At 71.7% G+C, this 26,242-nt stretch carries 22 protein-coding genes; 11 read left to right on the top strand and 11 right to left on the bottom strand.

Annotation, left to right across the window (positions count from 1 at the left end; all coding sequences use genetic code 11):
• Window positions 1-88: 88 nt before the first annotated feature.
• Window positions 89-1,441, bottom strand: a complete 1,353-nt coding sequence (glp, locus tag QUY26_RS23170) for a molybdotransferase-like divisome protein Glp (protein WP_289949736.1) — start codon at window positions 1,439-1,441, stop codon at window positions 89-91.
• A gap of 3 nt (window positions 1,442-1,444) precedes the next feature.
• Entirely contained in the window at window positions 1,445-2,347 is a 903-nt protein-coding gene (galU, locus tag QUY26_RS23165) for a UTP--glucose-1-phosphate uridylyltransferase GalU (protein WP_289949734.1), read from the bottom strand.
• A 94-nt stretch (window positions 2,348-2,441) separates the two neighbouring features.
• Here galU and QUY26_RS23160 point away from each other — a divergent pair, with 94 nt between their 5' ends.
• Complete coding sequence (locus QUY26_RS23160) at window positions 2,442-3,053, top strand: 5-formyltetrahydrofolate cyclo-ligase (RefSeq protein ID WP_289949732.1); 612 nt, start codon at window positions 2,442-2,444, stop codon at window positions 3,051-3,053.
• 99 nt (window positions 3,054-3,152) lie between these two features.
• Here QUY26_RS23160 and QUY26_RS23155 read toward each other — a convergent pair whose 3' ends face one another.
• Window positions 3,153-6,014 carry a penicillin acylase family protein gene (locus tag QUY26_RS23155; RefSeq protein WP_289949730.1) on the bottom strand — a complete coding sequence of 954 codons (2,862 nt, stop codon included), beginning with the start codon at window positions 6,012-6,014 and terminating at the stop codon, window positions 3,153-3,155.
• A 229-nt stretch (window positions 6,015-6,243) separates the two neighbouring features.
• Between QUY26_RS23155 and QUY26_RS23150 the strand changes: the two genes are divergently transcribed.
• The 6 genes from QUY26_RS23150 to mscL all read left to right on the top strand — a co-directional run bounded on the left by QUY26_RS23150 (window position 6,244) and on the right by mscL (window position 12,389).
• Entirely contained in the window at window positions 6,244-7,743 is a 1,500-nt protein-coding gene (locus QUY26_RS23150; protein WP_289955940.1) for a potassium/proton antiporter, read from the top strand.
• A gap of 378 nt (window positions 7,744-8,121) precedes the next feature.
• On the top strand, window positions 8,122-9,387 hold the full coding sequence (locus tag QUY26_RS23145) for an MFS transporter (RefSeq protein ID WP_289949727.1): 1,266 nt from the start codon (window positions 8,122-8,124) through the stop codon (window positions 9,385-9,387).
• Window positions 9,388-9,454: 67 nt separating this feature from the next.
• Window positions 9,455-9,793 (top strand): FmdB family zinc ribbon protein, encoded by a 339-nt coding sequence (locus QUY26_RS23140; protein ID WP_289949725.1) that lies wholly within the window; start codon window positions 9,455-9,457, stop codon window positions 9,791-9,793.
• Window positions 9,794-9,905: 112 nt separating this feature from the next.
• A complete protein-coding gene (locus QUY26_RS23135) occupies window positions 9,906-10,757 on the top strand; it encodes an S-methyl-5'-thioadenosine phosphorylase (protein WP_289949723.1) in 852 nt (283 codons plus the stop codon).
• A 318-nt stretch (window positions 10,758-11,075) separates the two neighbouring features.
• The gene (locus QUY26_RS23130; RefSeq protein WP_436840385.1) at window positions 11,076-11,699 is read left to right on the top strand and encodes an RcpC/CpaB family pilus assembly protein; all 624 of its coding nucleotides are present in this window, start codon (window positions 11,076-11,078) and stop codon (window positions 11,697-11,699) included.
• Window positions 11,700-11,864: 165 nt separating this feature from the next.
• Entirely contained in the window at window positions 11,865-12,389 is a 525-nt protein-coding gene (gene mscL / locus QUY26_RS23125) for a large conductance mechanosensitive channel protein MscL (protein WP_289949719.1), read from the top strand.
• 7 nt (window positions 12,390-12,396) lie between these two features.
• Here mscL and QUY26_RS23120 read toward each other — a convergent pair whose 3' ends face one another.
• The 3 genes from QUY26_RS23120 to pflB form a co-directional block, all read right to left on the bottom strand.
• The gene (locus tag QUY26_RS23120) at window positions 12,397-12,615 is read right to left on the bottom strand and encodes a hypothetical protein (RefSeq protein ID WP_289949718.1); all 219 of its coding nucleotides are present in this window, start codon (window positions 12,613-12,615) and stop codon (window positions 12,397-12,399) included.
• 82 nt (window positions 12,616-12,697) lie between these two features.
• On the bottom strand, window positions 12,698-13,594 hold the full coding sequence (pflA, locus tag QUY26_RS23115; RefSeq protein WP_289949717.1) for a pyruvate formate-lyase-activating protein: 897 nt from the start codon (window positions 13,592-13,594) through the stop codon (window positions 12,698-12,700).
• A 129-nt stretch (window positions 13,595-13,723) separates the two neighbouring features.
• Window positions 13,724-16,009, bottom strand: coding sequence for a formate C-acetyltransferase (pflB, locus tag QUY26_RS23110; RefSeq protein ID WP_289949715.1), 2,286 nt, complete (start codon window positions 16,007-16,009; stop codon window positions 13,724-13,726).
• Between the two features lie 455 nt (window positions 16,010-16,464).
• Between pflB and QUY26_RS23105 the strand changes: the two genes are divergently transcribed.
• From QUY26_RS23105 to QUY26_RS23090, 4 genes are all read left to right on the top strand, one after another.
• The gene (locus QUY26_RS23105; RefSeq protein WP_289949714.1) at window positions 16,465-17,679 is read left to right on the top strand and encodes a low temperature requirement protein A; all 1,215 of its coding nucleotides are present in this window, start codon (window positions 16,465-16,467) and stop codon (window positions 17,677-17,679) included.
• Between the two features lie 103 nt (window positions 17,680-17,782).
• On the top strand, window positions 17,783-18,844 hold the full coding sequence (locus QUY26_RS23100; RefSeq protein WP_289949711.1) for a P1 family peptidase: 1,062 nt from the start codon (window positions 17,783-17,785) through the stop codon (window positions 18,842-18,844).
• Window positions 18,845-19,021: 177 nt separating this feature from the next.
• Entirely contained in the window at window positions 19,022-20,251 is a 1,230-nt protein-coding gene (locus tag QUY26_RS23095) for a L,D-transpeptidase (protein ID WP_436840384.1), read from the top strand.
• 233 nt (window positions 20,252-20,484) lie between these two features.
• Window positions 20,485-21,249: a DUF6227 family protein gene (locus QUY26_RS23090; RefSeq protein ID WP_289949708.1), complete on the top strand. Its 765-nt coding sequence runs from the start codon at window positions 20,485-20,487 to the stop codon at window positions 21,247-21,249.
• 45 nt (window positions 21,250-21,294) lie between these two features.
• Here the strand turns inward: QUY26_RS23090 and QUY26_RS23085 are convergent, their stop codons facing one another.
• The 5 genes from QUY26_RS23085 to QUY26_RS23065 form a co-directional block, all read right to left on the bottom strand.
• Window positions 21,295-21,546, bottom strand: a complete 252-nt coding sequence (locus tag QUY26_RS23085; RefSeq protein WP_289949706.1) for a hypothetical protein — start codon at window positions 21,544-21,546, stop codon at window positions 21,295-21,297.
• A gap of 163 nt (window positions 21,547-21,709) precedes the next feature.
• Window positions 21,710-22,132 (bottom strand): hypothetical protein, encoded by a 423-nt coding sequence (locus QUY26_RS23080; protein WP_289949704.1) that lies wholly within the window; start codon window positions 22,130-22,132, stop codon window positions 21,710-21,712.
• Window positions 22,133-22,268: 136 nt separating this feature from the next.
• On the bottom strand, window positions 22,269-24,287 hold the full coding sequence (locus QUY26_RS23075; RefSeq protein ID WP_289949702.1) for a PTS fructose transporter subunit IIABC: 2,019 nt from the start codon (window positions 24,285-24,287) through the stop codon (window positions 22,269-22,271).
• Between the two features lie 135 nt (window positions 24,288-24,422).
• Entirely contained in the window at window positions 24,423-25,370 is a 948-nt protein-coding gene (pfkB, locus tag QUY26_RS23070; protein WP_289955938.1) for a 1-phosphofructokinase, read from the bottom strand.
• Between the two features lie 53 nt (window positions 25,371-25,423).
• Window positions 25,424-26,185 (bottom strand): DeoR/GlpR family DNA-binding transcription regulator, encoded by a 762-nt coding sequence (locus tag QUY26_RS23065; RefSeq protein WP_289949700.1) that lies wholly within the window; start codon window positions 26,183-26,185, stop codon window positions 25,424-25,426.
• Between the last annotated feature and the right edge of the window lie 57 nt (window positions 26,186-26,242).

Here is a 26,242-nt window from a genome sequence, read left to right as displayed (position 1 = left end):
GTGCGGTGCGCGGGCCTGCTGTGCGCGACACAGTACCGCCCCGGTGGCGCGCGGCCCGAGCCGCGCGCCCGCCCGGACACGGGGCCCGTCAGCCGAGCAGCACCACGTCGACGTCCGTGCCCGGCTCCACGGACGTGGTGTCCTCGGGGACGACGATCAGGGCGTCCGCGTGGGCGAGGGCGGCGATCAGATGCGACCCGGAGCCGCCGACCGGCGTCACCGTGCCCGCGTCCGCGTCATGGCGTCCGCGCAGGAACTGCCGCCGCCCGGCGGGCGAGGTCAGCGCCTTGTCGGCGGTGAGGCGGGCGCGGACGGTGGGCCGGTGGACGTCCGGCAGGCCCATCAGGGCGCGCACGGCGGGCCGTACGAACATCTCGAAGGAGACGTACGACGACACGGGGTTGCCCGGCAGGGCGAGCAGCGGGGTGTGGTCGGGGCCGATGGTGCCGAACCCCTGCGGCTTGCCCGGCTGCATGGCGAGCTTGCGGAACTCCACACCACCGCCCGCGCCCAGGCCCTCCTCGTCGTCCGGGTCCCCGATGGAGTCGAGCGCCTCCTTGACGACGTCGTACGCCCCCACGCTGACGCCGCCCGTGGTGACGAGCAGGTCGGCGCGGATCAGCTGGTCCTCGATGGTGGAGCGCAGGATCTCGGCGTCGTCGGTGACCGCGCCGACGCGGTAGGCGATGGCTCCGGCCTCGCGGGCGGCGGCGGTGAGGGCGAAGCTGTTGGAGTCGTAGATCTGGCCGTCGGCCAACTCCTCGCCGGGCTGGACCAGTTCGCTGCCGGTGGACAGGACGACCACGCGCGGGCGCGGGCGGACCTTGACCGTGCCCCGGCCGATCGCGGCGAGCAGGGCGATCTGCGGGGCGCCGAGGACCGTGCCCGCGGTGAGGGCGCGGTCCCCCGCGCGGACGTCGCTGCCCCGTGCGCGCACATGGGCGCGTGCCTCGGCGGGGCGGTGCACCCGGACCTCGCCGGAGGCGCCCTCGGGGGCCGCGCTGTGGGCACGCATGCCGGTGACGGGGCCCTGGCCGAGCCCGCCGTCGGTCCACTCCACGGGCACGACGGCCTCGGCGCCGGGGGGCAGCGGGGCACCGGTCATGATGCGGGCGGCCTCGCCGGGGCCGACGGTGGGCTGCTCGCCCTGGCCCGCGGCGACGTCCCCGATGACCGTGAGGACGGCGGGGAACTCCTCGCTCGCGCCCGCGACGTCGGCCACCCGCACCGCGTACCCGTCCATGGAGCTGTTGTCGAACGGCGGCAGCGAGACGGGCACCGTGACGTCCTCGATCAGGACGCAGCCCTGGGCGTCGAGGAGCTGGAGCTCGATGGGCTCCAGGGGGCGGACGGTGGCGAGGACGTCGTCCAGATGCTCGTCCACCGACCAGAGCCGGTCCCGTCCCGCGGTGTGGTGCGTCGTCGTGCCACTGCTGCTCAAGTGCTACATCTCCTCGGTGACGTAACTGCGAAGCCAGGCCTTGAAGTCCGGGCCCAGGTCTTCACGTTCGCACGCGAGTCTGACAATGGCACGCAAGTAGTCGCCGCGATCGCCGGTGTCATAGCGGCGGCCCTTGAAGACCACGCCGTGCACCGGGCCGCCGATCTTCTCGTCGGCCGCGAGCTGCTGGAGCGCGTCGGTGAGCTGGATCTCGCCGCCGCGGCCCGGCTCGGTCTTGCGCAGTATGTCGAAGACGTGGGGGTCGAGGACATAGCGGCCGATGATCGCGTAGTTCGACGGGGCGTCCGCCGCCTCCGGCTTCTCGACCAGGTCGGTCACCTTCACGACGTCGCCGTCGGCGGTGGGCTCGACCGCCGCGCAGCCGTAGAGGTGGATCTGCTCGGGCGCGACCTCCATGAGCGCGATGACGCTGCCCCCGTGCCGCTCCTGGATCTCGACCATGCGGGCGAGCAGCGGGTCGCGCGGGTCGATCAGGTCGTCACCGAGGAGGACGGCGAAGGGCTCCCTGCCGACGTGGGGGGCGGCGCACAGGACGGCGTGACCGAGTCCTCTGGGGTCGCCCTGGCGGACGTAGTGCATGGTCGCCAGGTCGCTGGACTCCTGGACCTTCGCGAGCCGGGACTCGTCGCCCTTCTTCTCCAGGGCCGACTCCAGCTCGTAGTTGCGGTCGAAGTGGTCCTCCAGGGGGCGCTTGTTGCGGCCCGTGATCATGAGGACGTCGTCCAGGCCGGCGGCGACCGCCTCTTCGACCACGTACTGGATCGCCGGCTTGTCGACGACCGGCAGCATCTCCTTGGGCGTCGCCTTCGTGGCGGGCAGGAAGCGAGTGCCAAGTCCCGCTGCTGGGATGACAGCCTTGGTGATCTTGGGGGGAGACTCAGTCATGAGCGTTACCTTAACCGGTGCCTATGTGTGGAATCTGTGGTTCCGGAATATAGGCCCACATGTGCGCACAATAGGAAGGATATGTGAGTTCACCATGGATCAACCCGGCCCGGGCAAGGGAAACAAGCGCGCGTTGCGCGCGGAGATCCTCACGGTAAGACGTGGGTTGACGCCCGGTGACGCGCAGAAGGCTGCCGCCGCCCTCGCCGAGCGCGCCCTGGAGTTGCCCGAACTCTCCGGCGCCCGCACGGTCGCGGCATACGTCTCCGTAGGCACCGAACCCGGCACCCGTGCCCTCCTGGACAGCCTCCACGCGCGCGGGACACGTGTCCTGCTGCCCGTCCTGCTCCCGGACAACGACCTGGACTGGGCCGCGTACGACGGCCCTGACTCCCTCGCCCCCGTCCAACACGCGGGAAAGATGACGCTGTTGGAGCCGGCGGGCACGCGCCTGGGACCCGACACCGTCCTGGAGGCCGACGCCGTGCTGCTCCCGGGGCTCGCGGTGGACGCGCACGGGACGCGGCTCGGCCGCGGCGGCGGGTCGTACGACCGGGTGCTCGCCCGGCTGGAGCGCGCGGCGCTCTCCCCCGCCCTGGTGGTGCTCCTGTACGACTCCGAAGTGGTCGCGCACGTCCCCGGGGAGGCGCACGACCGGCCGGTGCACGCCGTGGTGACGCCGTCGGCGGTGCGCCGCTTCACATGAGGCGGCACGCGCCTTTTGTGCGGCGAAAGGGCCCTCCACGCGCGCGTGGAGGGCCCTTTCCGTGTCACCTGCCCCGGTGGGGCTCGCGGCGGGCGCCCGTCAGGGCTTGAGCACCAGGGTGTCGTCCGTGCTGTCCTCGACGGCCTTCTCGGAGTAGGCCCACGGCAGCAGTTCGCCCTTGATCCACTTGCTGGTCTGGTCGGTGTAGTGGTCGCTGTAGGCGTGTCCGGAGGCGCCGGTGAGGTTGATCCAGCGGGACTTGTCGAGGTCCTTCAGGTTCACGACCATCCGCATCGAGGGCACCCAGATCACTCCGTACCCGCCGGCCGCGTTCCAGCCGGTGGCGTTGACCGTGGCCTCGCCGCCGCCGAGCTTCCAGGGGCCGCGGTTGAGCACCCACTGGAGCCAGCCGGGTCCCTCGGTGCCGAGCGTCTGGTTCTTCAGCGTGAGGGTGTGCAGACGCCCCCAGCTCCAGGTGTCGATGTCCTTGCCGAGCTTGGCCGTCAGGTCCCAGCGGGCGTCCTCCATGGCCCGCGCGAACAGCTGGTCGCGGTTCTTGGTCTCCTTGTCGAGGCGCGTGCCCGGCGTCTTCCACCAGTCGTTGTCCTGGTCGTCGAGGATCTTACGGATGACCTCGAAGTAGCGGTCGCCGCCGTCGGGCTGGGCGGAGTCCGCGTCGCGCTCGCCGCACTCGCGGACCCGGTTCTCCTCGTCGGCCGGGCGGGTGTTGCCCGTCGGCTCGACGGACAGGCACTGGCCCTTGACGCGCAGCTCCTTGGGCAGCTTGTTGCCGATGGCGAGCTGCAGGATGCTGCGCCAGACGGCGTTGAAGTACGCGGCGGCGGCCGAATCGGCGTCCTGGGTGTAGTCCCAGCCCTCCAGGAGCTTCTGGGCCTCACGGACGTGCTTGTCACCGATGTCGATCTTGAGCAGCTTGGGCACGAGCAGCCGGGCGATCTCGCTGCTGTTGTCCGTCTGCATCAGCCGCATGTCCTCCGTGGAGATCTTGCCGCCGTTCTTCGTCTTGGACTTGATGAGGTCCTCGATGCGCTGGCTGCGCGCCCCGTAGCCCCAGTCGGAGGTGAGCTTGTACGGGTACTTCTTGCCCCCGTCGTCGTCGATCACGGCCTGGTTGGCGGTGACGATGTAGCCGCGCTTGGGGTTGTACTCGTACGGCAGCGCGTCCTGCGGGATCGGGTCGCCCCAGCGGTAGTCGGGGTCCCAGCCGGGCGCGGGCAGCGAGCCGTCGCCCTTGCCGCGGGTGGGGATCCTGCCGGGCGCCTGGTAGCCGATGTTGCCCTCGGTGTCGGCGTAGATCAGGTTCTGCGAGGGCACCTCGAAGTCGGCGGCGGCCTTGCGGAAGTCCTTGAAGTCCTTGGCCTTGTTCAGCTCGAAGACGGCGTCCATGGACTTGCCGGGCTCCAGGGCGGTCCAGCGCAGGGCGATGCCGTAGCCGTCGCCGCGGTCCGGCGCGGACGCGTCGACCTGGGCCTTCTTGCCGACCTCGACCAGTTCGTCGTCGCGGTCGGAGATCAGCGGGCCGTTGTTCGTCTCCCGGACCGTGATCGTCTTGGTCTTGCCGCCCGCGACCTTGATCTTCTCCTCGCGGGACTTGAAGGGCACGACCTTGCCGCCGTACTGGTAGCCGTCGGCGGTGAACTTCTCCAGGTACAGGTCGGTGACGTCGGCACCCAGGTTCGTCATGCCCCAGGCGATGTCCTTGTTGTGGCCGATGACCACGCCGGGCAGGCCGGAGAAGGTGTAGCCGCTGACGTCGTACTGGCACTTGGCCGACACCGACTTGCAGTGCAGACCCATCTGGTACCAGACGGAGGGCAGCTGCGGCGCGAGGTGCGGGTCGTTGGCGAGGAGCGGCTTGCCGGTGATGGTGTGCGCCCCGGCGACCACCCAGGAGTTGGACCCGATGCCGTTGCCGTTCGAGCCGAGGCCCGCGTCCGGGATCTTGTCGAGGACGTCGGAGAGGCCGGAGAGCTGGGACTGCAGGCCGTTGCCGGCGCCCGCGGTGCCGGTTCCGGTGCCCGTGCCGGTGCCGGTCCCTGTGCCCGTACCGGTGCCGGTCCCTGTGCCCGTACCGATGCCCGTCCCCGTACCGGTCCCTGTGCCCGTACCGGTCCCCGTACCGGTACCGGTACCCGTGCCCGCGTCCCCGCCCGTCGAGTCGTCGCCGTCGAACTTCTCGGTCACCTCGTTGTAGCGGCCCTCCTGCACGATGGGCTTGTGCAGGTCGAAGGGGTACTCCGGGTAGAGGTCCTTGATCTGGGACGGGCCGAGGCGGCTCGTCATCAGGGCGCGGTCGATCTCGTCCTGCATGTTGCCGCGCAGGTCCCAGGCCATGGCCTTGAGCCAGGCGATCGAGTCGACCGGCGTCCACCGCTGCGGCTTGTAGTCGTTCTCGAAGGAGAGCGCCGCGTACTCCACGGAGATCTCCTTGCCCTCCTTGCCGTCGAGGTAGGCGTTGACCCCCTTGGCGTAAGCCTGGAGGTACTTCTTCGTCTTCGGCGAGAGCTTGGAGTCGTACTCCTTCTTGGCCACGCGGTGCCAACCGAGAGTGCGCAGGAACTCATCGGTCTTGACCTGGCTCTTGCCGAACATCTCGGAGAGCTTGCCGGAGGTCATATGGCGGCGTACGTCCATCTCCCAGAAGCGGTCCTGGGCCTGCACGAAGCCCTGCGCCATGAACAGGTCCTCGTCGGACTCGGCGTAGAGCTGCGGAATGCCGTTGCCGTCGCGCTTGACCTCGACCGTGCCCGAGAGGCCCTTGAGGTCGATGGAGCCCTTGGTCTGCGGGAAGGAGGCGCGGACGGTGCTGATGCTCCAGTACGCGCCGAAGCCGATGCCTCCTACGACGGCCAGGACCAGGACGATCACGATCAGTCGGGCTCGGCGCCCCTTCTTCCTACCGGACTTGCGACCGGAAGAGGCGTTGGTGTTGGAGGGCATCGCTGTCCTTGCTGTCCTTCGCGAGCGGCAGGGCGGGGCTTGTGCGGGTCCTGGAGTGCTGGAGCAACCATAGGCGCAGGGCGATACGGCCCCGGACGCGGAGTCGGAAACCGGCGTCGAACGCAGGCTCGGAGATGCTGGGCGGAGCACGGGGGCGTGCGTCAAGGGTGCGTTAAAGCTTAGGTAACGTAACGAAGTATCATGGCTCGCACGACGGAAGGATCAGCCCCTGTCTGTCCACGACCTCAACCAGCTTCTGCTCATCAGCTCACTCGTCCTGCTCGTCGCGGTCGTCGCGGTGCGCCTGTCCTCGCGCAGCGGGCTGCCGAGCCTGCTGCTCTACCTGGGCATCGGCGTCGCCATGGGCCAGGACGGCATAGGCAACGTCACCTTCAACAACGCCCAGCTCACCCAGGTCATCGGTTACGCGGCGCTGGTCGTGATCCTGGCCGAGGGCGGTCTCGGCACCAAGTGGAAAGAGATCAAGCCCGCGCTGCCCGCCGCGGCCTGTCTCGCCCTCGTCGGCGTCGCGGTCAGCGTCGGCGTGACCGCCGCCGGAGCGCACTACCTGGTCGGGCTCGAGTGGCGGCAGGCCCTCATCATCGGCGCGGTGGTGTCCTCGACGGACGCGGCGGCCGTCTTCTCGGTGCTGCGCAGGGTGCCGCTGCCGTCCCGGATCAGCGGGGTCCTGGAGGCGGAGTCGGGGTTCAACGACGCCCCGGTGGTGATCCTCGTCGTCGCCTTCTCCACCGCGGGACCGGTGCACCACTGGTACGTCCTGGTCGGGGAGATAGCCCTGGAGCTGGCCATCGGCGCGGCCATCGGGCTCGCGGTGGGCTGGCTCGGCGCGTACGGGCTGCGGCACGTGGCGCTGCCCGCATCGGGTCTCTATCCGATCGCGGTGATGGCCATCGCCGTCGCCGCCTACGCCGCCGGGGCCATCGCCCACGGCAGCGGATTCCTCGCCGTGTACCTGGCCTCCATGGTGCTCGGCAACGCCAAGCTGCCGCACTGGGCGGCCACCCGCGGCTTCGCCGAAGGCGTCGGCTGGATCGCCCAGATCGGCATGTTCGTCCTGCTCGGCCTGCTGGTCACACCGCACCGGCTGCTCGACGACATCTGGCCCGCGGTCCTCATCGGGCTCGTCCTGACCGCGGTCGCCCGGCCACTGTCCGTCGTGGTGGGTCTGCTGCCGTTCCGGATGCCCTGGCAGGAGAAGGCACTGATGTCCTGGGCCGGGCTACGCGGCGCCGTGCCCATCATTCTCGCCACGATCCCGATGGTGAACGGCGTCGACAACAACGAGGAGATCTTCAACATCGTCTTCGTGCTCGTCGTCGTCTACACCCTGGTGCAGGGGCCCACCCTGCCCGGCCTGGCCCGCCTCCTCGGCATCGGCAAGGGCGCGGAGGCCTCCGACCTGGGTATCGAGTCGGCGCCCCTGGAGCGCCTGCGGGGCCATCTGCTCTCGGTGCCCGTGCCCGAGGGCTCCCGCCTCCACGGCGTCGAGATCAGCGAGCTGCGGCTGCCCACGGGGTCCGCCGTCACCCTGATCGTGCGCGACGGCAAATCCTTCGTACCGGGCCCCACGACCGTGCTCCGGAACGGCGACGAACTCCTGGTGGTGGCCACGGACCCGGTGCGCGACGCGGCCGAGCAGCGGCTGCGGGCCGTCGCCCAGGGCGGCAAGCTGGTGGGCTGGCTGGGGCTGCCGGACGGGCAGCGATGAGGGCGCCCGCGGCCTGACGGCCGCCGGCGGTGCGAGGCCGGACGGGGGTCCGGCGACCGGGCGGGGGCCCGGGTGCGCGCGGGCGGGGTCCGCGTGGGGGCGTCTCGGGGGCAGTACGGGGGGCCGCAGGGGGCAATCGCAGGTGGTGGGGGTCTCACTTCTCGTAATCCCAGGTGCGTTTTACGTAGCACCTGTACGATGAAGGCACACATCGAACCAACTCTGTCTGACGCAGAGCTGGCGCGACCGTATGGCGGCCGTGGCGCCCCCTCGCAGTGGGCGACCGGTATCTACCGCAGTTCTGCGCAAGAGGACAGCTCTCGGTGCCGTCGCCCTGGAAGAGCGGCCGCGCTACCAGGCAGCAGAAAGGCAAGGGCCGTGGCGTCCACGGTCACCGAAACCCGCCCGGGCTACGGACAGCTTCTGCGCACCCCTCGCGCCTGGACCTTCCTGCTTCCGGGATTCGCCGCGCGACAGCCGTTCGCGATGCTCACCATCTCCATCGTGCTGCTCGTGCAGCACACCACCGGCTCGTACGGGGCCGCCGGTGCGGTGTCGGCCGTCACCGGCGTCTCCATGGCCCTGTTCGCGCCCCTCAGCGGCAAGCTCGCCGACCGCTTCGGGCAGCGCGCCGTGCTGCTGCCCGGCGTCCTCGTGCACGCCGCGTCCGGCGTCACGCTGACCGTGCTCGCACTGACCGACGCCCCCCTGTGGGCGCTCTTCGTGGCCGCCGTTCCGACCGGTGCCTCGACCCCGCAGATCGGGCCCATGGTGCGGGCGCGCTGGGGCGTCAAGCTCCAGGGCACCCCGCTCGCGCAGACCGCGGCGGCCTTCGAGTCCGTCACCGACGAGCTGACCTTCGTCCTCGGCCCGCTGGTCGCCACCGCCCTGTGCACCGGCATCGACCCGGCGGCAGGACTGCTCACCGAGGCGGGACTCACCCTCGTCGGCGGTCTGCTGTTCGCCGCGCAGAAGAGCACCCAGCCGAAGCCCGCGGGCGCGGGCCACGCGCGCGTGGCGCACGATTCGGCGCTGCGGGTGCCCGGCGTCCGCGTCCTGATCGTCGCGTTCCTCGGCATCGGCACCGTCTTCGGCGGCATGCAGGTCTCCCTGGCGGCCTTCACCGAGTCCATCGGACAGCCCGGTCTGAACGGCGTCCTGTACGGCACGTTCGCCGCGGGCAACATGCTCTCCGGAATCGCCTGCGGCGCCATCGCCTGGAAGATCGCCCCGCAGCGGCGGCTCGTCCTCGGGTACGCCGGCCTGACGCTGATGGCGTCCGGCCTGTGGGCCGCGCACTCCGCGCTGCTGCTCGCCGGGCTCGGCCTGCTCGTCGGCGTCTGCATCGCGCCCGCCCTGATCACCGGCTACACGCTGGTCGACAGCCTGGTCGCGCCGACCGCCCGCACGGAGGCGTTCACCCTGCTCACCGGCGCGGTCGCGCTCGGGCAGGCGGCGGCCGTCACGGTCGCCGGACAGCTGGAGGACCGCTTCTGGGACGGCGCCGGATTCCTGGTGCCCCTCGGCGGCACGGCACTCGCGCTCACGGTGCTCCTGTCGCTGCGTTCCCGCCTCACTCCGAAGAGCCCGGGCCGCACCGTGGCACGTGGCGTCGGTCACCGCGTGCCGGTGACGGTGGACTGATCCCGCGGAATACGTCACTATGGACCGTCGTTAGCACTCATCGAGTGAGAGTGCCAGGAGGAAGCAAGTGCCGACGTACCAGTACCAGTGCACCGAGTGCGGCGAGGGCCTCGAGGCGGTGCAGAAGTTCACTGATGACGCCCTGACCGTGTGCCCGAACTGCGACGGACGCCTCAAGAAGGTGTTCTCGGCCGTCGGCATCGTCTTCAAGGGCTCCGGCTTCTACCGCAACGACAGCCGCGGCTCGTCGTCCAGCAGCTCGCCCGCGTCGACGTCGTCCTCCTCCTCGAAGGCGTCGGACTCCTCGTCGACCTCCTCGTCGACGTCGTCCTCCTCGGCCTCGTCTGCCTCCGCGTCCTCGTCGTCGAGCTCCTCCTCGTCGTCGACGAGCTCCTCGGCGGCCTGACCGGGCCCCACAGGGACCCCGGTTCCCCGCCGGCACCCCGCACTTCCCAGGACCCCGCTGTCGTACGACGGCGGGGTCCTCGGCGCATCCGGGCCCGGCTACTGTGCTCGCCATGGTGAACACGGCGAACGCGACTCAGGCCGAGCTCGGCGTCATCGGCGGCTCCGGCCTCTACTCCTTCCTCGACGACGTCACCGAAGTGCACGTCGACACTCCCTACGGCTCCCCCAGCGACTCCCTGTTCCTCGGCGAGATCGCCGGGCGCCGGGTCGCCTTCCTGCCGCGCCACGGCCGCGACCACCATCTGCCTCCGCACCGCATCAACTACCGCGCCAACCTGTGGGCGCTGCGCTCCGTCGGCGTGCGCCAGGTGCTCGCCCCCTGTGCCGTCGGCGGACTGCGGCCCGAGTACGGCCCCGGCACGCTCCTGGTGCCCGACCAGCTCGTGGACCGCACGCAGTCCCGTCCACAGACCTACTTCGACGGCCTTCCCCTCGCCGACGGCAGCACACCGAAGGTCGTACACGTGTCGCTCGCCGACCCCTACTGCCCGACGGGCCGCGCCGCCGCCCTCAAGGCCGCGCACGGCCGCGAGTGGGAGCCGGTGGACGGCGGCACGCTCGTGGTGATCGAGGGGCCCCGGTTCTCGACCCGCGCCGAGTCGCGCTGGTACGCGGCACAGGGCTGGTCCGTGGTGGGCATGACGGGCCACCCCGAGGCGATCCTCGCCCGTGAACTGGAGCTCTGCTACGCCTCTCTGACCCTTGTCACGGACCTCGACGCGGGCGCCGAGTCCGGCGAGGGCGTCTCGCACGACGAGGTGCTCCGGGTCTTCGCCGCGAATGTGGGACGGCTGCGGACCGTGCTGTTCGACGCGGTGGCGGGGCTGCCGGCGAACGCGGAGCGGGACTGTCTGTGCGTGGGGGCGCTGGGTGGGATGGAGACGGGGATTCGGCTGCCGTAGGGGGTGGGGCCGGGGGCGGCGGGGGTTTCGGCGCGGGTCGGTGTGGGTCGGTATGGGTCGGTGTGGGTCGGTGTGGATCAGCGCGGGTCGGCGGCGGGGGTCAGCGCGGGGCGGCGCGCGGTGGAGCCTCCCCTTCGAGCGGCGGCAGAACTTCCCCTTCGGGTGAGGGAGTTGTCCACAACCGACGAGTAGTGCACGGGGCTCAGCGGGAATCGGCGGCGGCTTGCATCGTGGGAACGGAATCCGGGCCGGAATCAGGGTCCGGACCTCTCACGGTGGGTGGTGGTCGTCATGGCGCAGGTCCCTTCACGTACACACATGTCTCCGTCTCTGTCTCCGTCTCTGTCTCAGTCTCTGTCTCCGTCTCCGTCCGGCCGGGGCGGCGGCGCGCCGCCGCCCTGCCAGGTGCCGCACTTCTCCCCGCTGCATGTACGCGGAGGGCGGCAGCGGCTGCGACGGCTGCTGCGGCACCGGCGGCGGGCACTGGCCGTGGGTCTCGCGATGACGGCGGCCGCGCTGGCCGCCGCGGGGCCGCCTGAGCCCGGGCGCCCACAGCCGCAGGGGTCCGCGGCGCCCGTGAGCGCCGGGGAGAGCGGCGAGGACCGGGCACCGCAACGGCCGCGGCGGGCGGCCCGGTTGGTGACGGCGCCGGTGCGGATCGCGGACGCGGCGACGGTGCGGCTGCTGCGGCCGGGCGACCGGGTGGATGTCGTGGCCGCGGACGGCGCTGGGGTGGACGGCACGGGTGCCGGTGCGGCGGGTGCGCGGCCGGGTGGGGCGGTGCGGGTGGTCGCGGCCGGGGCGCGGGTGTCCGAGGTGCCGGACCCCTCCGACGCGGTGGCCGAGGGCGGGGCCCTGGTCGTCCTCACGGTGCCGCGCGCGACGGCGGCGAGGCTCGCCGGGGCGAGCGCGACCGCCCGGCTCGCGGTGACGCTGCGATGAGCGGGGTACCTACCCGTCCGGCGGGCAGAAGGGCGGCCTACGACACGACTGACCACCCGTCAAGTCGCTCATTCGCGTTATGGAATTGGACAGGGCTGCCACGCCCTGCCGTAGGTTGCAAGGCGGTTTGCCGCACAATCCGCACATGCAACGAAAGGCTCAGTGGTGAGCGAGAAGAAGGATCCGGGCATCTGGCAGGGCTTCAAGGCCTTCCTGATGCGCGGCAATGTCGTCGACCTGGCCGTCGCGGTCGTCATCGGAGCCGCGTTCACGAACATCGTGAACTCGGTGGTGAAGGGCGTCATCAACCCGCTGGTCGGCGCCCTGGGCACCAAGGATCTCGACCACTACAGCTCCTGCCTGAAATCGCCGTGCGTGGTGAAGAACGGCGAGGCGGTCAGCGGCATCCCGATCCTGTGGGGCTCGGTGCTCAGCGCCACCCTCAGCTTTGTGATCACCGCCGCGGTCGTCTACTTCCTGATGGTCATGCCGATGGCGAAGTACCTGGCCAAGGCGGCCGCGCGGCAGGCGGCGAAGGAGGGCACGCAGGAGGTCATCGAGGTCTCGGAGCTGGAGGTGCTCAAGGAGATCCGCGACGCGCTGGTCGCCCAGCGGGGCGGCGGGGACGACCGGCCGGGCGGCGGCCAGACGTCCGGCGACGGGGGCAGGCCGGGCGGCTCGGGGCTGTAACCCGGGCTCAGAGGTGGTGGGGCGGCTTCTCGTCCAGGAAGCGGGCGAGGTCGGCGGCGCTGTCGCCGGACGGCGTCGGCCGCTCACCCCACCCGCGATCCGTGTCGTCCGAGGACTGCTGCGCCAGCGGGTCGTCGAAGACCAGCGCGCTCGCCGGCTTCTTGGCGTCCTGCCGGGGCTTCGCGTCCTTCGGATCGCGCGGTTCGGGGGCGGGGGCGGTGCTCATGCCTCCAGCGTACGTCCGCCGGGGGCGCGGAGGGGGCCGGGAGCTGCCGAGGTGGCCGGGGCGGACGGGGCTGCGGGGACCGTCAGACGGCGCGCAGGCCCCGTGCGGCGAAGATCTCCCTGGCCTCCGCGAGCTGCCGCCGGGTCGGCGTGGGGGTGTCCCGGAGGGTGAAGTCCTTGCCCAGGGCGTCCCACTTCGCCGCGCCGAGCTTGTGGAAGGGCAGCACGTCCACGCGGGAGACGTTACCGAGGCCGGCGGCGAAGCGGGCGACCCCGTCGACGTTGGCCGGGTCGTCGGTGAGGCCGGGCACGAGGACGAAGCGCACCCAGACGTCCTTGCCGAGGGCGGCGAGGCGGTCGGCGAAGTCGAGGGTCGGCCGCAGCGGGCGCCCGGTGACCTCGCGGTACGTCGCGCGGTCCCAGGACTTGATGTCGAGCAGGACGAGGTCGACGTCGCGCAGCAGGGCGTCGGTGGCCCGGGCGCCGAGGAAGCCGGAGGTGTCGAGGGCCGTGTGCAGACCGAGCTCGTGCTTGAACCGGTGCAGGAGTTCGCCGGTGAAGACGGGCTGGAGCAGGGGTTCGCCGCCGCTGACGGTGGCACCGCCGCCCGCGACCGCGATGAACGCCGTGTACTTGGCGGCCTCCGCGAGCACGTCGTCGGGGGTGCTGCGGCGCCCGGAGCGCATCCGCCAGGTGTCGGGGTTGTGGCAGTACAGGCAGGTGAGCGGGCAGCCCGCGAGGAAGGTGACGAAGCGGGTGCCGGGCCCGTCGACCCCGGTGGACAGGTCCCAGGAGTGGACGGAGCCGGTCACGGGGCGGCGAGTGGCGGCGGCAGCGGGGGTCGCCGCGGGGGAGGTGGGGGTCGCCGCGGAGGCAGCGGGGGTTGTGGCGGAGGCAGCAGCGTCGGACGGGGGCTTGTTCGGGGCCTTTGCGGCGGTCCCCGGGGTGGCGGTCGTGTCGGGTCCGAGCAGGGCGGTCATGGCGGGGCTCCCGGACTTCCGTGGACGGGACGTGGTGGTCGCGGCACCCGGGGCCGGGGTGAGGGCCCGGCCCCGGGGCCGCGAGTCGGTGGGGCGCGGCGGGGGTGTGGCCCGGGGCGCGCCCGGGGCTCACAGGGAGCTGTGGAAGGTGCGGTTGATGACGTCGAGCTGCTGTTCGCGGGTGAGCCGGACGAAGTTGACCGCGTAGCCGGAGACGCGGATGGTCAGCTGCGGGTGGTTCTCGGGGTGGTCCATGGCGTCCTGGAGGGTGGCCTTGTCGAGCACGTTGACGTTCATGTGGAAGCCGCCGCTCGCCATGTAGCCGTCGAGGACTCCGGCGAGGTTGGCGACCCGCTCGTCGGGAGTGCGGCCGAGGGCGTCCGGGGTGATGGTGTTGGTCAGCGAGATGCCGTCCTCGGCGTCGTCGTAGTCGAGCTTGGCGACGGACAGGGCCGAGGCGATGTAGCCGTGTGCGTCGCGGCCGTTCATCGGGTTGGCGCCGGGGGCGAAGGGCTGGCCCGCGCGGCGGCCGTCGGGGGTGTTGCCGGTCTTCTTTCCGTAGACGACGTTCGAGGTGATCGTCAGGACGGACTGGGTGTGCACGGCGTCGCGGTAGGTCGGGTGCCGGCGGATCTTGCCCATGAAGTCGGAGACGATCCGCTGGGCGAGGGCGTCGGCCCGCTCGTCGTTGTTGCCGTAGGCGGGGTAGTCGCCCTCGATCTCGTAGTCGACGGCGAGGCCGGTCTCGTCGCGGACGACCTTGACCCGGGCGTGCTTGATGGCGGAGAGCGAGTCGGCCGCGACGGAGAGTCCGGCGATGCCGCAGGCCATGGTGCGCAGGACGTCCTGGTCGTGCAGGGCCATCTCCAGGCGCTCGTAGGCGTACTTGTCGTGCATGTAGTGGATGACGTTGAGCGCGTGCACGTAGGTCTCGGCGAGCCGGCCGAGCATCGCGTCGTAGCGTTCGACGACGGTGTCGTAGTCGAGGTGGTCGCCTTCGATGGGCTCGAAGCCCTCGACGACGAGCTTGCCGGTGAGCTCGTCGCGGCCGCCGTTGATGGCGTAGAGCAGGGCCTTGGCGACGTTGACGCGGGCGCCGAAGAACTGCATCTGCTTGCCGACGGCCATCGCGGAGACGCAGCAGGCGATCGCGGTGTCGTCGCCGTACTTGGGGCGCATCAGCTCGTCGGACTCGAACTGGATGGCCGAGGTGTCGATGGCGACGCGGGCGGCGAAGTCCTTGAAGGCGCGGGGCAGCCGGGCGGACCAGAAGACGGTCAGGTTGGGTTCGGGGGCGGGGCCGAGGTTGTAGAGGGTCTGCAGGGCGCGGAAGGTGGTGCGGGAGACCAGCGGGCGGCCGTCCTCGCCGATGCCCGCCATGGACCAGGTGACCCAGGTGGGGTCGCCGGAGAAGCTCTCGTTGTACTCGGGGGTGCGCAGGAAGCGGACGATGCGGAGCTTGATGACGAAGTCGTCGATGAGCTCCTGGGCGTCGGACTCGGTGATGAGGCCGCGGTCGAGGTCGCGCTGGAGGTAGATGTCGAGGAAGTTGTCGATGCGGCCGATCGACATGGCGGCGCCGTTCTGCTCCTTCACGGCGGCGAGGTAGCCGAAGTACAGCCACTGCACGGCTTCGCGGCCGGTGCGGGCGGGGCCGGAGATGTCGTAGCCGTACGACAGGGCCATGGCCTTCAGTTCGCCGAGGGCCTTGATCTGCTCGGAGATCTCCTCGCGGTCGCGGATGACGTGCTCGGTCGGCCAGTCGAGGCAGCGCCTGGCCTTGTCGGCCTCCTTCGCGGCGATGAGGCGGTCGACGCCGTAGAGGGCGACGCGGCGGTAGTCGCCGATGATGCGGCCGCGGCCGTAGGCGTCGGGCAGGCCGGTGATGAGGCCGGCGGAGCGGCAGGCGCGGATCTCGGGGGTGTAGGCGTCGAAGACCCCTTCGTTGTGGGTCTTGCGGAGGTGGGTGTAGATGTCCTTGACGGCGGGGTCGGACGCGTAGCCGTAGGAGTTGAGCGCGCTCTCGACCATGCGCCAGCCGCCGTTGGGCATGATGGCGCGCTTCAGCGGGGCGTCGGTCTGGAGGCCGACGATCAGGTCCTGGTGGTCGGCGGCGGTGCCGTCGACGTAGCCGGGCGCGAAGGCGTCGATGCGGGAGGGTGTCGAGGTGTCGACGTCGTGCACGCCGCGCTCGTTCTCCTCCGGGAACATCGCGAGGAGCCGCTGCCAGACGGCGGTGGTGCGCCGGGTGGGGCCGGTGAGGAAGGCCGCGTCGCCTTCGTACGGGGCGTAGTTGTGCTGCACGAAGTCGCGGACGTCGATGGAGTCGCGCCACAGACCGCCCTTGAAGCCGTCCCAGGCCCCGCCGCGCACCGAGTTTTCCGCAGGAGTCGCATCCGCCGGAGTCGCAGTCATAGCTCGCACCTTCCGAGTCGCCGTGTCGCTACGGCTCCATTGCACTCCCGTGCGGACGGCCCGTGGCGCCGCGTTGGTCCTGGCTTGAGGGCCACAAGTCCCTTCGGCGGCCGGGGTTTCGCGGGGCGGTCGGGGGTGAGCTGGGGGTTCGTGGAGGACTTTGGTCCCACGTTCGCTTGTGAAAGTATTCACAATATTTCGCTGAGGAGCGCCGTGGTGAGGCGTGGTGAGGCGCGGCGTGGTGAGGCGTGCCGTGGCGGGGAGCGCCGTGGTGAGAAACCTCGCCACGGGGACCACCGCCACGGGAAGGGCCGCGGCGGGGAGCGCCGCCATGGGGAGCGCCGCGGCGAGGACACGCCCGCACCGCCGGTGCCCGCACCGCCCACTCGGGTGCTCCGGCCCCGACACGGCTCGCACCGGGGCGGCTGGCCGCCGGGCTCTGCTGTTGTTGGCCCATGACGTCGACCACTCCCCCGCCGGGTGCCGCGACCGCCCCACCCGCACCGCCTCCCCCACTGCGCCCGATGGTCGCCCGCGGCCGCGAGGAGGAGCACCGCGCCGCGACACCGCTGGAGCTCTTCTTCGACCTGTGCTTCGTCGTGGCGGTCGCCCAGGCCGGGGTGCAGCTGGTGCACGCGGTCGCCGAGGGGCACCCGGGCGAAGGGGTCCTCAACTACGCGATGGTGTTCTTCGCGATGTGGTGGGCCTGGATGAACTTCACCTGGTTCGCGTCGGCGTACGACAACGACGACACGCTGTACCGGGTCGTGACGCTCGTCCAGATCGCCGGTGTCCTGGTCCTCGCGGCCGGGGTCTCCAAGGCCTTCCAGGACCACCAGTTCCTGGTCGTCTGGCTCGGCTACCTGATCATGCGGCTCGCCCTGATCACCCAGTGGCTGCGGGCGGCGGCCTCGACGACGGGGGACGAGCGGCGCACGGCCCTGCGGTACGCGGGCGGGGTCGCGCTGTGCCAGGTCGGCTGGCTGGGACTGCTGCTCCTGCCGGAGGATGCGCGCGGCTGGACGTTCCTGGTGATGGCGATCGCCGAGATGGCGGTGCCGACGTGGGCGGAGCGGGCCCGGGCGACGCCCTGGCACCCGCATCACATCTCCGAGCGGTACGGCCTCTTCACGATCATCGTGCTCGGCGAGACGATCGCCGCGGCGACGGTCGCGGTGAAGTCGGGCATCGACGAGAACGACGCGCTCGGCGAGGTCCTGCCGATCGCCGCGGGCGGGCTCCTCCTCGTCTTCGCCGCCTGGTGGATCTACTTCGTGGTGCCGATCCACGGCCATCTGCGCTCCAACAGCCAGGCCTTCCTGTGGGGTTACGGCCACTTCGTGATCTTCGCGTCGGCGGCGGCGATCGGGGCGGGCATCGAGGTGGCGGTGGAGCAGGCCGTCGGCAAGGCGCACATCTCGGAGACGGCGGCGTCGGCTGCGGTGACGATCCCGGCGGCGGTGTACATGTTCACGGTGTGGCTGCTGCACTCGCGCTACTTCAAGGTCGGTCTCGCGCAGCAGCTGGTGCTTCCGGTGACGGCGTTGGCGGTGCTCGCGTGCACGTTCGCGGGGCACTGGGGGGTGTTCGCGGCGGGGGTCGTGGCGGCGCTCGCGGTCGCGACCGGGGTGACGCTGACGTCGCGGATGGTGCGGGCCGAGTCGGCGTGACTTCGGGGACGGCGCGGGCCGAGTCCGCGTGACCTCACCCACAGCTCGGGCCGAGTCGACACGGCCTCGCCCGTGCCGCCAACACGCGTGATACGCATGGCACATGACGACACGTGACGTACCGAAGGAAGCCGGGTGGGTCAGCGGTCTCACCGATGTGGCGGGGCTGCGGGTGGGGCACGCGGGGCGGGTCGGTGACGGCTGGCTCTCCGGCACGACGGTCGTACTCGCCCCCGAGGGCGGTGCGGTCGCGGCCGTGGACGTGCGCGGCGGTGGCCCGGGCACGCGGGAGACCGACGCGCTGGACCCGCGGAACCTGGTGCAGCGGGTGGAGGCGGTGGTCCTGACCGGCGGCAGTGCGTACGGGCTCGACGCGGCGGGCGGGGTGATGGCGTGGCTGGAGGAGCAGGGCCGCGGGGTGCGGGTGGGCCCCGACCCGGCGCATGTGGTTCCGGTGGTGCCCGCGGCGTGCGTGTTCGACCTGGGGCGGGGCGGCGACTTCGGGGCGCGGCCGGACGCGGCGATGGGGCGGGCCGCGGTGGTGGACGCGGCGGCCAGGGAGAGCGGGCACGCGGTGGACCTGGGTGCGGTGGGCGCGGGCATCGGGGCGGTGGTCGGGCAGGTCAAGGGCGGGATCGGCACGGCGAGCACGGTCCTTGGCTCGGGGGTGACGGTGGCCGCGCTGGTGGCGGCGAACGCGGCGGGGTCGGCGGTCGAACCGCGGACGGGGGTGCTGTACGGACAGCTCTTCGGGGGCGGGGCCGCCACCCCCGCGCCCCCGCCCGAGGTGCACGCGGCCGCGACCCGGCGGCTCGCCGAGGCCGCGGCGGGGAACACGGCGCCGCCGCTGAACACGACGCTGGCCGTCGTCGCCACCGACGCGGCGCTCACCAAGGCCCAGGCGCAGAAGCTCGCGGGCACGTCGCACGACGGCATGGCCAGGGCGGTGCGGCCGGTGCACCTGCTGAACGACGGCGACACGGTGTTCGCCCTGTCGACCGGCACCCGGTCGCTGGACGAGGCCGATCCGCTGGCGCTGAACGAGGTGCTTGCGGCGGGCGCGGACATGGTCACGGAGGCGATCGTCCGGGCACTGCTCGCGGCGGAGTCGGTGGAGACACCGGGAGGAACATACCCGGCATATCGGGATCTTTATCAGCAATAGCCCAGTCGTCGGCGAACCATCAGCAAGGGGCGTTAAGTCCCTTTTAATCTCGTGTTGTTAGCGTCGGACGGGGGGGCGCCCCCGGTGTGCCTGCACTCACACCCTCGCGTCGGAACCGTTCCGCCGCCAGGGCGCTCCTTACTCGTACTGGACCGGACGACGTACTTGGAGCAGCTCGTGACAACGCCGGACATAGCAGCGCAGCAGCCTCAGCCCCGTCGCCGCCGGCGGGTGCTGCTGGCGACAGCCGCGCTCGCGGCCGTCGGCGCGCTGGCCCTCTCGGCCTGCGGTGGCGGCTCCGACTCCAAGGACGACAAGAAGGGCGGCAGCTCGACGGCCAAGGGCGCCGACATCACCATCTCCTCCAAGGACGGCGCCACCGACGCCTCGATCAACGCCACCGGCGTCAAGGTCGAGGGCGGCAAGCTGACCAGCGTGAAGATGACGTCCGTGACGTCCGGCGCCGCGGTCGAGGGCACCATTTCCGGGGACGGCTCCTCCTGGAAGCCCAAGGCTCAGCTGGAGCGCGGCACGAAGTACAAGGTGACCGCCAACGCCAAGGACGACAAGGGCAACGCGGCGACGGAGAACGCGACGTTCACCACGGTCTCCTCCGCCAACAGCTTCATCGGCACCTACACGCCCGACGACGGCACCAAGGTCGGTGTCGGCATGCCCGTCTCCTTCACCTTCGACAAGGCGATCACGGAGAAGAAGGACGTCCAGTCGGCCATCACGGTCACGTCCAGCAGCGGTCAGAAGGTCGTCGGCCACTGGTTCGGCAACCAGCGCCTGGACTTCCGGCCCCAGGAGTACTGGAAGGCCGGCTCCAAGGTCACGATGAAGATCGCCCTGGACGGCGTGAAGGGCGCGAACGGCGCCACCGGCGTGCAGAACAAGACGGTCACCTTCACCATCGGGCGCGCCCAGGTCTCCACCGTCGACGCCAAGTCCCACCAGATGACGGTCGAGCGCGACGGCAAGGTCATCAAGACCATCCCGATCTCGGCGGGCAGCCCGCAGAACCCCACGTACAACGGCAAGATGGTGATCTCCGAGAAGTTCACGCAGACGCGCATGAACGGCTCGACGGTCGGCTTCGGCGGCGAGTACGACATCAAGGACGTCCCGCACGCGATGCGGCTGTCCACCTCCGGCACGTTCATCCACGGCAACTACTGGGGCGCGCCGTTCGGCAGCGGCAACACCAGCCACGGCTGCGTCGGCCTGCGGGACGCGCAGGGCGCGGGCGACCCGAGCACGCCGGGCGCGTGGTTCTTCAACAACTCCCTGATCGGCGACGTCGTGACGGTCAAGGGCTCGCCGGACAAGACCATCGCCCCGGACAACGGCCTGAACGGCTGGAACATGTCCTGGAGCCAGTGGACGGCCGGCAGCGCCGTCTGACCGGAAGGTGCCCGCGGGCACCGAAAGGGCTGAAAGGCCCACAGCGCGGGGCGCGTTCGGCGTCCCGCAAGGGCGCACTCGCCGCCCTCGCAGCGCCAACGGAACGAGCCGCACGGGAACCCGCCGTGCGGCTCGATCGTTTTCCCGTTCCCGGACATGATGTCGGACCCAGGGGCTACGGTATGCACGCACAAGGTGACATGCAGCAACGCCGGAAGCATCCGGGAGTATCCGTGAGCGTTCCGTACGAGACCGCGTACGAACCACCCGAGTCGCCCGAGCCGACCTCCCCCGAGGAGCACCTCGAGCGACTGCTCAGCCGCGCCCTGAACTCCTTCGACCTGCCGGACGACGCCATCAGGCGCCTGGAACGGTCCCTCGCGTACGACAGTTCGCTGCACTCCGCGCACCACAGCGCGGGCATGCACCGCGAGACGTACCGCCACACCTGGCTGCTCGCCGACGGCCAGGCGCTCACCCTCTGGGAGCTGGCGCACAACACAGGCCCCGGCAGCCACCCGCAGTACGAGCTGTATCTGGACGAGGAGGAGGCGGGCGTCGCCACGGCCCGGCTGCCGCTCCCGCCGGACACCCCCGCGGGCGAGCTGCCCGCCCTGCTCCAGGCGGCCCCGCCGCCCGAGCCCCGGCACACCTACGTCCCGGACGACTCCGCCGACCACGCCCGCAGGCTGCTGCGGCGCGCGGAGAACCCGGCGGGCGCGGACCGCCCCGGCGACGACATGGCGCGCCTGCTGCGCTCGGCGTTCGCCCACCAGATCACCCAGGCGTTCGGCCGCACCGGCGAACCCAGGCTCGGCTTCTCGCTGTACGAGCACGCGTTCCTGCTGTTCGACGGCTCCGAGGTCAGCCTCTGGGAGGTCGAGCACACGGCGACGGCCGACGGCAGGCACATGTGCGAGGTGTACGTCAGCGAGCGCGCGGCACGGGCGGCGATGGCGCGCCGGGCCCGGACGTATCCGACGACCAGATCCCGCTAGTCACGCGGCCACGCCGCCCCGGGGAGCCACGCCTGCCCACGCCGATTACGGCCTGCCCCGGCCGAATTGACGTATCAGACCGGCGAACGCGGCGCGCTCGTCCGGGGTCAGCTCGACGGACTCCGCACGCGGTGGCCCCGACTGGACTGGGAGCGAGCCCAACGAGGAGCTGCCGCCCGTCGCGGGTTCCGCCGCGCGACGGCGCTGCACATGCAGGAACGTGACGGCCCAGACGGCAGTCAGCGCGGCGAGCAGGACCAAGCCTGTCTGCTGAACGATCGATGCACCCTGGAACATGCCGCTCAGTAGACAACAGTGGCCGGATCTACAACAGAGGCATTAATGGGCCTTTGGTCCTGAAGTGACGCATCTCGCACATCACGGCTCACTCACCCATCACGCCTCACCCGTCACACCTCAGTCGTCACACCTCAGTCGTCACGCCTCAGTACGTCACGCCTCAGTCGTCACACATGCCTTTTGTTCGTTTCTCCGGGGTCGCTTCGCGTTCGCCCCTGAGGAAACCCGCCATCCGGACACAGATCGCGGGCAGTTCGGGCGCCTCGCGGGCCCAGTCCTCGGTGTCGACGCCCGCGAGCACGCAACTGGCCCACAGCGTGGCGAGCAGCCGGGCCGCGAGGTCCGCGTCGGCCGGACCGACGCCCGGCGCCCGACGGCCGACGACCTCGGTGGCGTGCTCGATCAGGTCCGGTTCGAGGATCCAGCGGATGCCCGTACCGGTCTCGATGAGGAAGCCGGAGTAGACCGCGAGGAAGACGCGCCCCGCCTCGGTGTCGGTCTCGAGGCCGGCCCGCGCCTGCTCGGTGAGTCGGCCGACCATGTCGAGCAGGCTTGTGAGGTGACTCTGCTGAAGGTGGCTCACGTTGGCCCCTGCCAGTGCCCGTCATCGGGTTCGAACCGCAGTACCAGCAGTATGCCCACGCGTGCGGCGTACGGGAACGTGTGAAGGGCGCGCCGCTGCCGACGCGCCCTTCACACCCCGCTCGTGCCCCGCGCGCTCAGGCGGCCACCGGCACCCGGGCCTCGTCCGCCGCCGCGGCGGCCGCGCCGCCGTCACCGGCCGGGTCCGCCGTCCGGCGCGCTCCCTTCAGGAGGACGACCACGACGGTCGACACACAGACGCCCGCCGCGACGGCGACCAGGTACAGCAGCGGCTGCCCGATCAGCGGGACCACGAAGACGCCGCCGTGCGGGGCGCGCAGGGTGCAGCCGAAGGCCATCGACAGGGCACCGGTGACCGCGCCGCCCGCCATCGACGCCGGGATGACCCGCAGCGGGTCGGCGGCGGCGAACGGAATCGCGCCCTCCGTGATGAAGGAGGCACCGAGGAACCAGGCCGCCTTGCCGTTCTCGCGCTCGGTCCTGGTGAAGAGCCGCCCCCGTACGGTGGTCGCGAGGGCCATCGCGAGGGGCGGGACCATGCCCGCCGCCATCACCGCGGCCATGACCTTCAGGGAGCCGTCCGTCGGGTGGGCGAGGCCGCCGACGGCGAAGGCGTACGCGACCTTGTTGAGCGGGCCGCCGAGGTCGAAGCACATCATCAGGCCGAGGATGACGCCGAGGATGACCGCGTTGGCGCCGCTCAGGCCCTCCAGCCAGTCCGTCAGCGCGCTCTGCAGCGAGGCGATGGGCTTGCCGACGACGAGGAACATCAGGAAGCCGACGACCGCCGCGGAGATCAGGGGTATCACCACGACCGGCATGATGCCGCGCAGTACGGGTGGGATGCGGACCCGTTGGATGCCGAGCACCACCGCGCCCGCGATCAGGCCCGCGGCCAGGCCGCCGAGGAAGCCCGCGTCGATGGTGACGGCGACCGAGCCGCCGACGAAGCCGGGCACCAGGCCGGGGCGGTCCGCCATGCCGTAGGCGATGTAGCCCGCGAGGACCGGGACCAGGAAGGCGAAGGCGAGGCCGCCGATCTGGAAGAGGAGGGCCGCCCAGCTGGTGTGGTCGGTCCAGACGAAGTGGTCCGCCACGGACGGGGCCTTGTCGATCTTCCAGCCGCCGATGGCGAAGCCCAGGGCTATGAGGAGGCCGCCGGCCGCCACGAAGGGGACCATGTAACTCACGCCCGACATCAGCCACTTGCGCAGCTTGGTGCCGTAGCTGTCGCCGGTGTCCCCGGCGTTGTCGACGGGCGTCGGGCCCGCGGGAGTGGTGACCTCGCCCCGGGCTGCCCTCTCCCTCGCCTCCGCGAGGAGTTCCGCGGGGCGGTTGATGGCTGCCTTCACGCCCACGTCGACGGTGGGCTTGCCCGCGAAGCGGGCCTTGTCCCGTACGGGGACGTCGTGGGCGAAGACGACCGCGTCGGCGGCTGCGATCGTCTCGGGGGCGAGGCGGGTGAAGCCCGCGGAGCCCTGGGTCTCCACTGTCAGCTCTACGCCTGCCTCGCGGGCCGCGTTCTCGAGGGACTCGGCTGCCATGTAGGTGTGGGCGATGCCTGTGGGGCAGGAGGTGACAGCCACGATACGGAAGGGCGGTGCCGGCGTCGGGGCCGTCCTGCCCGCGTCCCCGTCTGCGTCCCCGTCCGCGTCGGAGTCTGCGTCGGAGTCTGGTCTCGGCTGGTCCTCGCCGCGGATCAAGGCCGCTGCCGACTCCGCGTCGGCCACCGCGCGCAGCGCGTCCGTGAACTCCGCGTTCATCAGCTGGCGGGCCAGGGACGACAGGATCGTCAGGTGGGCGTCGTCCGCGCCCGCGGGTGCCGCGATGAGGAAGATCAGGTCGGCGGGGCCGTCGGGGGCGCCGAAGTCGATGCCGGTGGTCGAACGGCCGAAGGCCAGGGTCGGCTCCGTGACGTGAGCGCTGCGGCAGTGCGGGATGCCGATGCCGCCGTCGAGGCCCGTCGGCATCTGGGCCTCGCGGGCCGCCACATCGGCGAGGAAGCCGTCGAGGTCGGTCACGCGGCCGAGGGTCACCATGCGGGTGGCGAGGGCGCGTGCGGCGGCTTCCTTGGTGTCGGCGGACCGGTCGAGTTCGAGGTCGACCAGGTCCGCGGTGATCATTTCGCTGCTCATCGCGGGCTCCTTCGCACGCGTATCCCTCGGGGCGGGGATGAGGGCGGGGGACGGGGGACGGGGGTCGTGGCGGGGGGGGTGAGGTCGTGCCGGGGGGGTGGGGTCGTGCCGAGGGGGTGGGCTCGTGCCGAGGGGCTATGGGGCGGGTTCCGTCAGGGCGCGGTCCAGGGGGACTTCGGACGTGACGGTGACGGTGTCCGGGGACAGGTCGGACGGGGTGGGCATGGCGCTGCCGGGGAGTTGGACGGCGGCGGCGCCGTGGGCCACGGCCGAGGCGAGGGCGCGGGGTCCGATGCCGCCCGCGATCAGGAATCCGGCCAGGGAGCTGTCGCCCGCGCCGACGTTGCTGCGTACGACGTCGACGTGGGCGGAGCCGAAGTACGTACCGGAGTCGTCGACGAGGAGTTGGCCGTCCGCGCCGAGGCTGGCGAGGACCGCGCGGGCGCCCAGGTCGCGCAGTTCCTCGGCGGCCTTGACGGCGTCGCCGACGGTGGTGAGGGGGCGGCCGACGGCTCCGGCGAGCTCCTCGGCGTTGGGCTTGACGACGTCGGGGCGTTCGGCGAGCGCGGCGAGGAGGGCCGGGCCCGAGGTGTCGAGGGCGATCCGGGCCCCGGCGGCGTGGCAGCGGGCGACCAGGTCGGCGTACCAGGAGGGGGCGAGGCCCCGCGGGAGGCTGCCGCAGCAGGCGATCCAGTCGGCGCCCGGTGACTTCTCCCCGACGGCGGCGAGCAGCGACTCCCGCTCCTCGGGGCTCAGTTCGGGGCCCGGGGCGTTGATCTTCGTGAGGGTGCCGTCCGGTTCGGCGACGGAGATGTTCGAGCGGGTCTGGCCCGATACGCGGACGGGGGCGACCTCGATGCCCTGCTCGTCGAGCAGGCTGGCCACGAGGGCGCCGGGGGCGCCGCCGAGCGGGAGGACGGCGAGGGTGCGGACGCCCGCGGCGGCGACGGCACGGGAGACGTTCACGCCCTTGCCGCCGGGGTCCATGCGCTCGCCGGTGGCGCGGATGACCTCGCCCCGGTCGAGGGCGGGGACCTCGTAGGTGCGGTCGAGGGAGGGGTTGGGGGTGACCGTGAGGATCATGCGGGTGGGGCCTTCTGCTGCTTCGGGGGCGGCTGCCGCGGCTTCGTGGGGCGTCATGCGCGTACGACCTCCGTGCCCGCCTTCTCGATGGCGGCGGCCTCGGCCGCGGGCAGGCCCGTGTCCGTGATGAGCAGGTCCACGTCCGTGAGGTCGCCGAAGCGGGCGAAGTGCTCCTGGCCGTGCTTGCCGGAGTCGGCGAGCAGGACCACGCGGCGGGCCGCGGCGACGGCGGCGCGCTTCACGGCGGCCTCGGCCAGGTCGGGGGTGGTCAGGCCGTGGGCGGCGGAGAAGCCGTTGGCGGCGAGGAAGAGGACGTCGGCGCGGATCTCGCCGTAGGCGCGCAGGGACCAGGCGTCCACGGCCGCGCGCGTGCGGTGCCTGACGCGGCCGCCGACCAGGTGGAGCTGGATGCCCGGGTGGTCGGCCAGGCGGGCCGCCGTGGGCAGGCTGTGGGTCACCGCCGTCAGCTCCGCCTCCAGCGGGAGGGCTGCGGCCAGGCGGGCCACCGTGGAGCCCGCGTCGAGGATGACGCTGCCTTCGGCGGGGAGTTCGGCGAGGGCGGCGCGGGCGATGCGGTCCTTCTCGTCGGCGGCCGTGCTCTCGCGTTCCGCGAGGTCCGGTTCGAAGTCCAGGCGGCCGGCCGGGATGGCGCCGCCGTGCACCCGGCGCAGCAGGCCCGCGCGGTCCAGGGCCTTCAGGTCGCGGCGGATCGTCTCCGCGGTGACCTGGAACTCGGTGGCGAGGGAGAGGACGTCGACGCGGCCTCCCTCGCGGGCGAGGCGCAGGATCTCCTGTTGGCGTTCTGGGCCGTACATGGCTCGGGGCCTCCTGCTTCTGCCCGGTTGTGTGGGTTCACCTGGAGCGTACGTCCC

The organism is Streptomyces flavofungini (genome assembly GCF_030388665.1).
GTDB classification, from domain to species: domain Bacteria; phylum Actinomycetota; class Actinomycetes; order Streptomycetales; family Streptomycetaceae; genus Streptomyces; species Streptomyces flavofungini_A.
The sequence above is the reverse complement of the archived record's forward strand: the minus strand, read 5'-3'. Positions and strand labels throughout refer to the sequence as shown.